Source organism: Parageobacillus caldoxylosilyticus, assembly GCF_019272935.1.
GTDB classification, from domain to species: Bacteria; Bacillota; Bacilli; order Bacillales; family Anoxybacillaceae; genus Saccharococcus; species Saccharococcus caldoxylosilyticus.
The window spans coordinates 1332641-1345414 of the sequence record NZ_CP040553.1; the positions used below are offsets into that span (position 1 = coordinate 1332641).

General features: G+C 48.5%; 9 protein-coding genes. 2 read left to right on the forward strand and 7 right to left on the reverse strand.

Annotated features, from left to right (window positions below; genetic code table 11):
- Window positions 1-452: 452 nt before the first annotated feature.
- From BV455_RS06815 to BV455_RS06845, 7 genes are all read right to left on the reverse strand, one after another.
- Window positions 453-1979: an NCS1 family nucleobase:cation symporter-1 gene (locus tag BV455_RS06815; protein ID WP_218687872.1), complete on the reverse strand. Its 1527-nt coding sequence runs from the start codon at window positions 1977-1979 to the stop codon at window positions 453-455.
- 1715 nt (window positions 1980-3694) lie between these two features.
- Window positions 3695-4063 (reverse strand): DUF3147 family protein, encoded by a 369-nt coding sequence (locus BV455_RS06820; RefSeq protein WP_218687873.1) that lies wholly within the window; start codon window positions 4061-4063, stop codon window positions 3695-3697.
- 18 nt (window positions 4064-4081) lie between these two features.
- Window positions 4082-4444 carry a DUF3147 family protein gene (locus BV455_RS06825; RefSeq protein WP_218687874.1) on the reverse strand — a complete coding sequence of 121 codons (363 nt, stop codon included), beginning with the start codon at window positions 4442-4444 and terminating at the stop codon, window positions 4082-4084.
- 433 nt (window positions 4445-4877) lie between these two features.
- On the reverse strand, window positions 4878-6302 hold the full coding sequence (locus BV455_RS06830; RefSeq protein WP_061578710.1) for a phosphomannomutase/phosphoglucomutase: 1425 nt from the start codon (window positions 6300-6302) through the stop codon (window positions 4878-4880).
- Window positions 6253-7389 (reverse strand): YyaL domain-containing protein, encoded by a 1137-nt coding sequence (locus BV455_RS06835; RefSeq protein ID WP_042408819.1) that lies wholly within the window; start codon window positions 7387-7389, stop codon window positions 6253-6255. Before BV455_RS06835 ends, BV455_RS06830 begins: the two co-directional genes overlap by 50 nt.
- A complete protein-coding gene (locus BV455_RS06840) occupies window positions 7370-8587 on the reverse strand; it encodes a glycosyltransferase family 4 protein (RefSeq protein ID WP_042408821.1) in 1218 nt (405 codons plus the stop codon). The genes BV455_RS06835 and BV455_RS06840 overlap by 20 nt, the downstream gene beginning before the upstream one ends.
- Complete coding sequence (locus BV455_RS06845) at window positions 8584-9627, reverse strand: nucleotidyltransferase family protein (protein WP_017434360.1); 1044 nt, start codon at window positions 9625-9627, stop codon at window positions 8584-8586. The genes BV455_RS06840 and BV455_RS06845 overlap by 4 nt, the downstream gene beginning before the upstream one ends.
- A gap of 420 nt (window positions 9628-10047) precedes the next feature.
- Between BV455_RS06845 and BV455_RS06850 the strand changes: the two genes are divergently transcribed.
- Both BV455_RS06850 and BV455_RS06855 read left to right on the forward strand, forming a co-directional pair.
- Window positions 10048-11337, forward strand: coding sequence for a Gfo/Idh/MocA family protein (locus tag BV455_RS06850; RefSeq protein WP_218687875.1), 1290 nt, complete (start codon window positions 10048-10050; stop codon window positions 11335-11337).
- A 578-nt stretch (window positions 11338-11915) separates the two neighbouring features.
- Window positions 11916-12497, forward strand: a complete 582-nt coding sequence (locus tag BV455_RS06855; RefSeq protein WP_245005354.1) for an exosporium glycoprotein BclB-related protein — start codon at window positions 11916-11918, stop codon at window positions 12495-12497.
- Window positions 12498-12774 lie beyond the last annotated feature (277 nt).

Genomic DNA, 12774 nt, shown 5'->3' on the forward strand with positions numbered 1-12774 from the left:
CAAGTTTAGGAAATAGAAGAGAAGTTTTACATACGATGGATCCAAAAAACGGCAAGATCAAATTTTAGAAACCCTTCCCCTTCGCTCATTGGAACAAGAAAGCAAACTGCGTGCGCTTAAGCGGATTAAGTAGCACATTGATACAGCTTTCTAAAGGCTACCATGAAATAAGGAAGCAGGCACCACACAAGGTGCCTGCTTCCTCTTTTTGCACGAGCTTTGCTACACACTCGCACTCAGCATGCGTAGACCGCTGACTATATAAAAAACCATCTTTAAAAGGATGCAGCCTTGTTCATCCTCATTGTTTTATGCTTGTAACATCAGATCGAATAGCTCAAACAGAAGACAGGCAAAAAAACAGCAACGTTCTTGCTACCATTTTTTATGACATTTGTAAATTGATTTTTTCGTCTTGCTCAATTAACGCATCTGTTCATATTATGCTTCTGCTATTTTGTAAGTTCTGTTTCTATCAGATTTCTTTTTACATCATAAGTAGTATTTTCTATAATCGTAATTTTCTCGTATTCACCTTCTCTTAGAACGCTTTTGTCCCCTTTCATTAAATAGGTATAGACACCAATAGCAATAAATAATCCGAACGTCCAAGCATTATCCCAGAGAAAGCGGAGACCTGGAATGAGTAAGCCCAGTACAGGGATGGCTACGCCGATCACAAGTGCATAAATTCCGTTTTTATTAAAGCCGGTAGCGTAATTGTAACGACCATTAGGTTCATATAACTCTTTAAGATCCAATTGTTTCCGGCGAACAAGCCAGTAGTCTGCAATAGCAATGCCATCAATCGGACCAAGTAAAGCAGCATATGTTCCAAGCCAACCAAATATATAATTCCCAAAATTCGACATGATATACCATGGCTGCAACAAAATAGCAAACAACCCGGTAATAAGAACACCAATTCCAAACGTCATTCGTTTCGGGTATAAATTCTCAACAGCGCGAGCGGGAGCTACAATGTTAGCCCCAATGTTAATGGTTAGGGAAGAAATAACAATTACAATTGTTCCTAAAAGAATAACAAATGGCGGGAACTTGGCAAGCAGTTGTACAGGATCCCAAATCGCTTGGCCGAAAATGACGACAGTTGCTGATGTAACTGCTATTCCAATGAAAGAAAAGACGGTCATCGTAATTGGGAGAGAGAAGCTTTGAGCAACCATTTGCGATTTCTGGCTTTTAGCGTAACGACAAAAGTCAGGAATATTCAAAGCAAGTGTAGCCCAGAAACCGATAACACCTGTTAGGGCTGGAAAAAATACTTTTAAAAACTCCCCAGTGGTTTTGAATTTCGATGGCTGCTCTAAAATAGGTCCCCAACCTCCCGCGTGAGTGAACGCCCAGACGAAGAGAATGATGGAAGAGATGCCCACGACAGGAGCAGCAATGGAACTTAGTCTTTTAATGGCTTCGGGGCCTTTATAAGCAACCCCTACATTCAGAGCCCAAAAGAAAGCAAATACGATGGCCGTATGTCCTGGGAAGTTTCTCCAAGCAGGGAATGAGGCTGCTAACAATGTATCAATCGCACCTGTTCCAATCCACGTATTAATCCCGAACCATCCAGCGGCTACAATCGCGCGGGCCAAGGCCGGAATGTGTGCTCCTTTATCTCCGAACCAAAGCCGTGCAAAAACAGGATACGGAATTCCAAATTTTGTTCCGGCATGTGAATTTAATAAAATGGGGATGAGGACAATCACATTGCCAAGAAAAATAGTTCCAACCGCCTGCCACCAGTTCATGCCTAGAGCAATCATACCACTGGCCATGGTGTAGGAAGGGATGCATAAACACATACCGATCCATAAAGCAGCAAAGTTTAAGCCTTTCCATGAATGTTCCTTAAATGTTGTCGGCCGCAAATCATCATTCCACAATTCACTTCCATTCAGCCTTTTAGCCTCTTCTTCTGTAAGGGTTACAATACCATTTTGTTCAATCTGTGTTTTCATCAAGAACCCCCCTTTTTAAATTATTTGAAGTCTCATGTATGTGTCGGGACGACGATCTCGATAAAGTTCCGTGCATCGCACACTTCTTGAATGACTTGCTGATTGATTGCTCCGATGATAACTTTGTCTCGATCACGGCTCTCAATAGCCATGATGTTGCCACGCAGGTCTGTTAAACAGGATTATCCGTAAAACTTCGCCATGTTTCCAAAAGCTTCTCCTCCAACTTAATTCGCAGAAGCAATATAACATCCGTTTGCTTTTTCATGATTGCGAGGTTTGTTCCGCGCAGAAATAAGGGCCATAGACACCTGACTTTTTTCACTTCACGAATAAATGTGAGGTGTTCGTTCAATCCTTTGACTTTATGCACCTCAACCGATTCATCCCCGCGAACATCGTATGATGAATCAACTTACTTTTCACTTTGTCGCCCATATTCATTTCACCCCTATTACTTGATTTTGGCTTCTTCCAATATCCTTCTTGCCCTACAAATGTCTTATCTGAATAATACAGGCTTCACGCGAAAGGACAGTGATGACTTCTCTACGTACTTTCATTCCCTCAACTGGATTGCAATCCACGCTCATATGAGCGGGGCTCTTGCAGAAATCGCTCTTTTTATTGGTGGATCAGAAAGAACTAGGGCAGCATCTGCGCCAACAGTAGTTGTATTTTTTAGTTTGAATATTCTGAATAATTTAGCTGCTTTTGTAGATATGATATCAACGGGCTGATTATGATATCAACGGGCTGATTCAGGCTCAATCTTCCAGCAGCAACCACTTCCGGAGTATATACACAGGATGGCGATTTTCAATCAGTGGATTTTAGCAAAATCCCACTCCCAATTTCTTTTTGATCCCTGAAGCTGAAGGAATACATATCTGAACTGCCAGTTTGTCAATTCCCGTTTTTCATACGATTCCGCAGTACATCCTCCAAGCATTGGTGACCATACATCCTTTGGCATCTTCAAAAACAGATTTTGCTAATGCGCCCTGATCGAGCATGAGGTATTGGTGGCACATCACTTCCTTGTTTCCGAGCTTCAGCAAGCGGACTCGACGGATACGTGAACAATATAGAGAGGGGGGCCTGCCCGCCAGAGCAGTTAATGCAATGACTCTGCCTGCCGGTCTTTTGGAGAAAGTGCTGGGCGACAAACACCATTCTCACTATTTAAACCAATACAGGCCAATTGCTCGATTCATTCCTGGAACCTCTTTCGCTTCATCGATGCCTCAGCTTAGCCATTTTGGTACATTTCCTTTATTAGATCGATTCTTTGGTGTTATGAATACTAAAACTTATATATTATTGTATATAATCAAATAACCCCATTCATTGGACAAAATGTAAAATTATTTATATCGTTTGTTATATGTTTTGTATATTTGCTGGAGAACTGACATGGCCTCTCAAATGACAGTTTAGGATGCTATTCCGTACAATCAAATCAATGGATTTCGGCTTTGATATCTGCACAACTTCTAATGGATATCAAAAAATCAGGATATATACTGATTTTTGAATACGACAGTTTTGGAGGAAGAGCCCTTATCATTCGATTTTTTGAAAAGAACGTTTTTTGAAAGACGTTAGTTTTTCATAGCACACAAAAAAAAAAAGCCCAGCACGTTCGTATCATGCCAGGCTTCTATATTCGCTGCTCATGATTCCATTAGCTTTTTTGTTCTGCCGCCTCTTTGTCAATGCTCCGATTTTGATATATTTTTATGATCTCGCATGTATACAAGGAATGACGAACTTGCAAACCATGCAATTAGACCAAAAATAAAACTTACCCACCAATTGTGTGTAAGCTGTAGGGAAAATAACACTGTTAATACACAAATCAAACAACCGATCATTCCATAAACAGATCCTTGCGCTGTTTTTGCTGCTTCTTTAGATCCGTTCTTCATGCCAACCATCATCACGGCAACGACCATAACAGCTGGGAATGCCGCAAAAATTCCTCCAATCACTTTCCATGGCAACAGTTTTGCCGTTACATAACTTAGTACAACTGCAGAGCCACCAAATAAAAAACGGAAAAATAAATCACGTCCATCCATAACGATCACCTTAATAACTTAGAAATATGTTGAAATAAAAGCATAAACAATAGAAACAAGAAACCATCCAGCTAGCGATTGTGTAAGCCCGCGTTTCCAACCTTTTCTCGTACAAAGATAAACGACCGCTATTGCACACATAATATTTATGAACATCCCAACAATAGCTCCTTGGGATAAAACAATCGACTTTTCCACTAACTCGCTGCTTTTTGCATCTAACCGAAGTGTCAATAACGCCGCGAAAAATACAGCGGGAAATGCCGCGAAAATTCCTCCCATTTTTGATCCTAATTTTCTTGAAACGATGGTAGAAGCAACGACCGCTCCTCCACCTAATAAAAATCGAATAATGATTCCACTAACCGATAATATCCCCAAGATAGATCCTTCCTTTCTGTGATGTACAATCCAACATGATGAATATTATTTTTATATATTTATTTGTGATGATTTTCACGTATATATTGTAAACGATGCTAGCCTAAACACTTATGAACTTTTATTTAATTTTTTGATTGTAACGCTTACACTTCCAAATTTATGACAAATATTTGAACAAAACTTAATGGTTTCAAAGTCTTTTCTTACTTTCGACCATGACACTCATTATTTTTATTTTTATATAATTTACAGTAAATCCATTTAGCCATCTTCTGAACAACAAAAGTATAGCAACTTATAATGGAAACATTTTTGGCTTGCCTTCTCAATTATAACTACCAAGAAAACAAAACAGCGCTGACCCGAACAGCATGGACCGTTCAGGTCGGCGCCGATACGAATTGCGATCCAACTTCAATCGCGATCTGCATCACCACGGGATGGTCAAGTTAAGCGGCGGCTCGCCGAGTACGTCAGCCAGCTGCTGCTTGATATCGGCTAATGCCTCCGGTGACGTGGCTTCGGCGCGCAGAACAAGGATAGGCTGCGTATTCGACGGACGCACCAACCCCCAACCGTCTCTGAACTGGATGCGGGCACCGTCCACGTCTACGACCTCGTTAATGCTCGCAAACCGCTGTTTGACCGCGGCGATGGCTTCCGCCTTCTGCTCTTCCGGACAAGGCACGCGCGTCTCCGGAGTGGCGTGATACCGCGGGACATCGGCAAATAGCTGCGACAGCTTGCGGTCATCGTTGGAGAGTATTCGCAACAGCCGTCCCGCCGCGTACAGGGCGTCATCATAGCCGTAGAACTCGTCATTGAAGAACAGATGTCCGGACATTTCACCTGCAAATGGAATCTCTGGCCGGCTGCGCAGCGTCGCCTTGATGTGTGAATGGCCAGTTCGATGGAAGAACGGTTTGCCGCCGAGCCGTTCGATTTCTTCCACCAACGCCTGAGAACACTTGACCTCGACCGGCGCTTCGGCTCCCGGATAGCGGCGAAGAATCTCGCGCCAGAATAAAATCATCAGTTGGTCGCCCCAGAGGATGTTTCCTTCCTCATCGACGACACCCAGCCGGTCACCGTCACCATCAAATGCCACACCGAGATCCGCCTTTTCCCGTCGCACCACGTCAATTAAATCCTTCAGATTTTCCGGCACCACCGGATCCGGATGGTGATTAGGGAATGTTGGGTCGGATTCGCAGTACAAAGGGATGACCTCGCATCCCCATGCCTCCAAGGCTTTCGGTGCAATCGTCGAAGCGGTCCCATTGCCGCAATCGACCACTACCTTGAGCTTGCGTGCGCCCAACTGGATCTTGTCTTGCAGCATTTGCAGATAGGCCGGCTCGATGTCAAGCGTCTCCACATATCCTTCCTTCCACGAGTCGCTGCGGTTGATCCCTTGTGAGTTGAGAATCCGTTCCATCGTCCGCCGCAGCTCCTGGATGCGCTCGCCATAAATAGTAGTCTTATTCATCGCAATCTTAAAACCGTTTTCGTCGCCCGGATTGTGGCTGGCGGTGACGATGATGCCGCATGGCACATTGGTGTACTCAAGGCTGTAGTAGAACATCGGGGTTGTCACCTGACCGATGTCGATCACCCGGCATGACGCCTGGCTAAGCCCTGCAATCAGTGCACGGTGTAATGCCGGCGAAGAGATGCGGTTGTCGTGGCCAACCACCACCTTCTGTTCACCGGCTTGCCGGACCATTTCCGCAAACGCCGCTCCTAACAAGTAGGCAAAATTCTCGTCCAGTTCCTCTCCTGCGCGCCCGCGAATGTCGTACTCCTTAAACACGTGCGGTGGCAGAACGGATTGTTGTGCCATCGAAAAGCTCATCGAGAACCACCCCCAACTGCAAGGATTTTGCCATGGCTTCCGTCAACAGATAGGAAAGTGTCGACTCTGCGCCCCGGTTCAGATTCGGCCCGTCCGGGGTAAGGCCGTCACAGCAACTCCCATCGCTCGGATCGACGAGGGGAATGCCGAGGTCGTTGTCGCCGTAAAACCAATCGCGACAGCGGCGAACGACTTCTCGGTACGCGTCGTCTCCCAACACCCGATAGGCCTCGCGCGCAGCCAAAGCCAATTTCATCACGTCGATGGGCTGTTGATCCCAGTCCGCACGCCGATGGCCGTCACACCAACCGCGATTGCCGATGGGACGGATGACACCATCGCGACCGCTCATCTTATCCACCAGGAAGTCGAGGCTCTCCTTGGCTGCTTCTAGCGTATCGACGCGTCTGTGGTACCGATAGGCCACAAACAGCGCCCACGGCAATAGCCCATTGGCGTAGGTGATTTGCGGCTCAAACCACCGCCAGTCATCCGTCCTGTGCGTGCGGTAAGCATCGAGCAAGCGCTGCTCGAACACGTCCGCCAGATTGATGAGATCGGCTTCAGTCACTCCAGAAGGCAAAGTCGAACCGTCTCTTCGCTTAGACAGCAGCAGGCAACAAGTTGCGAGACCCCAGGCCTGGCCGCGCAAAAACTGCAACTCGCCGCTGGCCGAAAGCGACCGGCGCAGGATCTCGGCGGCCACGCGACGCCGGGCAGCGTCTTCGAGATTCAAGTACGCCGCTGCCGCCGCCCATAGGGAGCGGCCCAGACAGTCGTCCGAGCGCGACTCTGATTCCGGCATCCGGTTAAAATAAAAGTTGTTCTGAAACCAGCCGTCCTCCCTTTGCGCCCAAAGCAAGAAGGCCAAGTACCGATCCAGCAGCTGGTATAGTCTTCGTCGTTCCGCGGATTCATCGTCTCTAAGCAGATCCAACCACTCCATGCACGCCCAGATGGCGCGCGCGTTGTCATCGGTCGAGTAACCTTCTTGCCGGCGCGGGATGCGCCCGAGGCAATGCTCGAGCAACCCCGTGTCGTCAGTCATGCGTTCCAGATGATCGAACTTAACGACTGACGGGGACAATAGGCTTCACCTCTCCTTCACTCCGCTCTGCAGCCTTTGCATCATCGTCCGTTTCGCTGCAGAGCTTCGCAAACAGTTTCAGGTATTGTTCGCCAACGTGTGGCCAGTGCGTCGCTGCACCGATCTGTCTGATCTTCTCCTCCCATTGCCGCATAGTTGCTTCATCCGCTAACAGCCGCCGCAGTTGCCGCTCCCAAGCGGCAGTGTCGCCATACGGTAACAGCAGTTCCTCACATCCGCGCAGCAGGTCACGGGCATGTTCATATGGCGTCGAGAGAACCGGACGACCCACGCCAACCGCATAGGCCAAGGTGCCGCTGGTAATTTGCTGCATTCCCGGATATGGGGTGACGTAAAGATCACACGCTGTCAAGTAGTCGATCAGTTCCTCCTCGCTGAAATAGCGATCAATCATCCGTACGTTCGCCTCCAGCCCAAGGCGACGGATCATCTCCTTTAACTCCTCGCGGTATGCTTCCCCCTCGCGCTTTTTCACTTCAGGGTGTGTCTGTCCGGCAATGACGTATAGAGTCTCTGGCACTTTGCGGACCACTCCCGGCAAGGCAGTGATCACCGACTCGATGCCCTTGCCGCGACTGAGCAATCCAAAGGTGAACATGACCTTGCGCCCCTCGAATCCCAGGCGACGGCGGAGGAGATCCCGATCCTCGCCACTTGGCTCCGGTGCACCGTGCGGAATGTAGAAGATTTTACGCTCCGGCAAGTTAAACGCTCTGGTCAGATACGAAATCGCCTGACGATTCATAACCACGATAGCGTCGCTCGCATCAGCGATTTGTTGCTGAATACGGCGATAAGGCGGTTGAGGATCGGCAAAGATGGTGTGAAACGTCGTGACGAGCGGCTTCTTCAGGGCATGGACGAAGTCGAGTATGTATTCACCCGCTTCGCCTCCGAAAATGCCAAACTCGTGCTGCAGGACCACCACCGAGACATCGCTGCGGTTGACCTGTTCCGCCATCTGCGTGTAAGCCGCACGGTCCTGCGCCGGTAAAGGCCAGAACTTCGGATCGTTTCGATAGGCCGAGTCGCCATCGGTTTCGTTATAGAGTACAATCACCGGATCAACATCGCGCCGTTTGCCGGCGATGCGCACGCTGTTGAGAAGATGCTCGGTGAATGTGGCGATGCCGCAACGACGCGGTGGAAATGTACTGACGTATGCGATCCGCTTCATGCCTGCATCACCTCTTTCGGTTGGTTGATAATGGAATTATTGAATACCTCGCCGGCAGGCGCCACGGTCCGATACCCGAAAATGCTGTTGCTGAGGCGGCTGCCCTCACGCACGACTGAACGATCCCAAAGGATGGAGTGCGAGCAATGCACGCGGGCACCGATGCGGCAGTTATCACCAATCACCGCGTATGGACCAATCACCGCCTGGTCGCCTATCTTCACATTGTTCCCAATCAACACCGGCGGCACCAAGAGGGAACCGGAACCGAATTCGACGTTTTCCCCTGTCCAAACACCAGGCTGAACCTGACGCCCTTGCATGGAAAGAGGAAAACGTCGGTCGAGCACATCCCAATGAACCTGGCGGTAACGGGCCGGAGTCCCCATGTCGCGCCAATAGCCTTGGCTTACCATACCATATACGCCGGCGCTTTCCCGAATCAGACGCGGGAACGTTTCACGCTCAATAGAGACCTCACGTTGCGCCGGGATATAACGCATGACCTCCGGTTCTAGTATGTACAAACCGGCGTTGATCCGATTTGACGGCGCCTCCTCAGGGCGAGGTTTCTCAATAAAACGCAAGATCCGTCCGGCATCATCCTGTTCAACTACTCCGTATGAAGAAGGGTCTTCTACTTCTGTCAGCGCAATAGAGGCGATTCCACCATGCTGGCGGTGAAACTCAAGAAGAGGAATCAACTGCGGCAAGTGGACAATGTCAGCGTTGACGACCAGGAACCGCTCATCGAGCAATCGCTCCGCATTCTTGATAGCTCCTGCCGTCCCCATCGGAAACGGTTCGAGAGCGTACTCAATCTTCACTCCCCAGCGCCGTCCGTCTCCGAAGTAACGGCGAATCACATCCGAACAGTGGTGCGCGGCTATAACAAACTGATCGACGCCTTGTTCATGTAGATAGGTGATGAGGTGTTCCAACCATGGGCGATTCGCAATGGGTGCCATTGGTTTCGGCAGATTTTCAGTTAATGGACGTAGACGTGTACCTAAACCTCCAGCTAACAACAATGCTTTCATTTTGTCATCCCTCCCATTAGTTTCGAGCTTCACAGGGTTCACTTAATATTATGAAGGCCGAAACAGATGGATGATGAAAAAATGAAAGAAATGAAAAAATAGATGAGAGATAAGTTGTTAGCACTCAATATATCTGGTTGCTAATAATAGTATACATAATATTCCATCATGATGGCAAGTAAAATGCTTTTTAGTATAATCGCCGCGGCATCGATGTCGTTTGGGTGGATCACACCGAGTTTGCTTAGTAATGCTACTGCAGTTGCGGAACAATTCTACCGTTCCGCGACTTTAAGTGCCGCCCATGCTGAAACGGACGCAAAATGAAGAGCGTCAGAGGCCATCTTTGCGGTATAATACAATTGTCAACATAATATAGATTAATAGGGATTCATTCGTGATAAAGGAGGAGAAGACGCGATGCCTTATCCGCTCCCACCATACCGCGTGGGTATTGCCGGCGCAGGCGCTTTTGCTGCGTTCTTGGCCGGCGCGCTCGCGCCGTTGCCTGAATTTCAATTGATAGCCGTCGCTGGCCGTACTGACGAAAAGCGCCAGCGCGTGCTGGCCTCCTATCGCCACCGTCGATCCGATGTGGCTGCCCCGCGCGAATATCGGGAAGCGGCCGAACTCATCCGTGATCCGGACATCGACGTGGTGATCTTGACGACACCGCCCCATCTCCACGCACCGCTCGGCGAACTGGCATTGATGCAAGGTAAGCACCTACTGCTGGAGAAACCTGGGGCACTGACTTCAGCGGCGCTGAAAGACAATGTCCGGCTCGCCGCGAAACAACAGCGCGCGCTCGCCGTCAACCTAGTCTTGCGCTACAACCCGTTGGTGGAAGTGGTCGAATGGATGCTCCGTCACCATTTGTTAGGTCGTGTACACCACGCCAGTCTCCACAACGCCGCACACCGTGTCGCAGCCGGGCATTGGTTCTGGAACCGCGAACAGAGCGGAGGCATCTTCATCGAACATGGGGTTCACTTCTTCGAAGTCGGCCGGCACTGGTTTGGCGAACCTGAAGATGCGCGCGGTTTTGCTGTAACCGAAGCGAACGGCGAGCAGTCACGCGTGTGGGCGAGTGTGATTCACCGCAGCTGCACGCGTCAGGACTATGTACAGGAAACGCAAGTGCCGACAAAAAGGGCAGGCGCCGAACTCCTGCACGAGTACGTACCGGTTCAGTACTACCATGGATTCACAATGGAAGCGGACGCTCCCGAGTCGACGCAGTGGGAAGTCCACTGTGCTCAAGGGCGGATTGTGCTTGAAGGCTGGATTCCTCAACGGCTATACGTCGAGGGCATGCTCACGGCAGAACAGGCGGAACAGATCGACGCCCTGCTTGACACCGTGCCTACGCAACCAGCGGCAGACGCTGGAGAACGGGTACGGGCATGGGCCGCATCGCGGTTGTCTCCTAGTGCGTCGATGTCCGATCGTGCATCCTCATCTTTCGTTTCCCGCCTACCGTATCGGCGGACATTGTCATTGGTTGATCGACAAGAATGGTATGAGGCGATGGCCCAGGCCCGCTTCCTGGACTTATGCCGGATGATCCAAGATCCGAACTGGAGCGGACTGGTGACGCCCGACGACGCCGTATCCGACCTAGCTCTGGCCGAAGCCTGCATAGCTTCTAAAGTCTGGCAAGAGAACGGAGTGCAGAACTCTTCATCCAATCAGACGAGACTGCTTTAGCTGGATTCGTATTCGCACACGACCATCTTCCTCTCCGAACATCACGACTGTTGGGCGTACAAAAAACCGCCAACCAGGCGTTTCGCTGGTTGGCGGTTTCGGTTTTTTATGGTTCTGGCATTGGAAATCAAAACCACGCTATCATTTTCCTTTGCACGACTGCATTATACCTGCAGGAGCTTTTTCCACTCGCATAATCATAAACTGAACATCTTTCATGACGAAGCTAAATTTTAAGAACCGATCAATAAAATGAAAATAAAAAATGCAAATAGTTAGGTCTCTTATATCCTTTTGCACCCATGCTGGTTAGCATGGCTAGCTATAGCACAAACAAACATTCTTTATAATAAAAGAGGGAATATCTCCTTTCGGTTGTCTGTTCTCCGAATATTCAATCGCCCTAATTTTAATAAAATAAGCACTTGTACAATCAGACTTATATCTTTCTCATATTTTAAAGTAACTTAATTCAAAGGAGATGAAATACATTATCGGAACATTGGTAATATTGTGATAGTAATCATAAAAAAGAAAAATGTAATTGTAAACAGGTATGTAGATGTAAAAATTTGCATGTGACGGTGCATGGACCTGCAACACAAGGACCTCCAGGGGCCGGCGCTATCATTCCGTATGCATCTGGAATAGCTCCTGTTGCACTATCTACAGTTGATGTTGCAGGTGTAATAGTTAGTACTGGAGCTATCGTTGGATTCGGAAGTTCTGCGCCAACTACTGATATTAATACAGGAACACTAACTCTAGGTGTCGGTGCCGGGAACATCCCTGACTTCGCGTTTGTGGTTCCTCGTGCCGGAACCGTCACATCCATATCTGCATTCTTTAGTGCTACAGTGGGTATAACTTTAGCTGCAGCTGGAACAGTTCGAGCAGAATTATGGAGAAGTACTACTGGAGGTGTACCTGATCCAGCTAGCAACACCTTTACTCCAACAGGCGTTTTTGTAGATTTAGTACCAGCCTTCGACCCTGTAGTTACCGCTGGCAATACTGCAGCTGGTACTGCCCCGGCGGCATTACCGGTAGCTGCAGGTGACAAACTATTACTGGTTGTTTCCTTAAGAACATCTGGACCTACTCCAATTAATATCGGTGCCCTTACAGGTTTTGCAAGTGCGGGTGTTGGAATCAGTTAATTTCAATAGCCCGCGACCTAGTCGGCACAAATGGGAGACATCCTCATAATGAGGGTGCCTCTTTCTTCAGTTTCTTGTTTCCCCGATTTTACACCAAGGTACAACACTTGCAAGCAATATGTGCGTCCTGCGACACCAAAATCGATTCCTAGCTTTGCTGCGGTATTGTTCCTTCAAAGGCATACTAGTCATTCGGAAAAGGCTACTTTTCAAGGATGGACTTCTGATAATGAATACTTAAAAAATCTACAAGAGAAAGAGAGAATACCTCCTTTTG

What these genes read in the sequence shown, in the direction of transcription:
- BV455_RS06840 (WP_042408821.1), bottom strand. Translation starts at nt 8,587, where the DNA reads ATGAAGCGGATCGCATACGTCAGTACATTTCCACCGCGTCGTTGCGGC.
- BV455_RS06850 (WP_218687875.1), top strand. Translation starts at nt 10,048, where the DNA reads ATGCCTTATCCGCTCCCACCATACCGCGTGGGTATTGCCGGCGCAGGC.
- BV455_RS06845 (WP_017434360.1), bottom strand. Translation starts at nt 9,627, where the DNA reads ATGAAAGCATTGTTGTTAGCTGGAGGTTTAGGTACACGTCTACGTCCA.
- BV455_RS06830 (WP_061578710.1), bottom strand. Translation starts at nt 6,302, where the DNA reads ATGAGCTTTTCGATGGCACAACAATCCGTTCTGCCACCGCACGTGTTT.
- BV455_RS06820 (WP_218687873.1), bottom strand. Translation starts at nt 4,063, where the DNA reads ATGGATGGACGTGATTTATTTTTCCGTTTTTTATTTGGTGGCTCTGCA.
- BV455_RS06815 (WP_218687872.1), bottom strand. Translation starts at nt 1,979, where the DNA reads ATGAAAACACAGATTGAACAAAATGGTATTGTAACCCTTACAGAAGAA.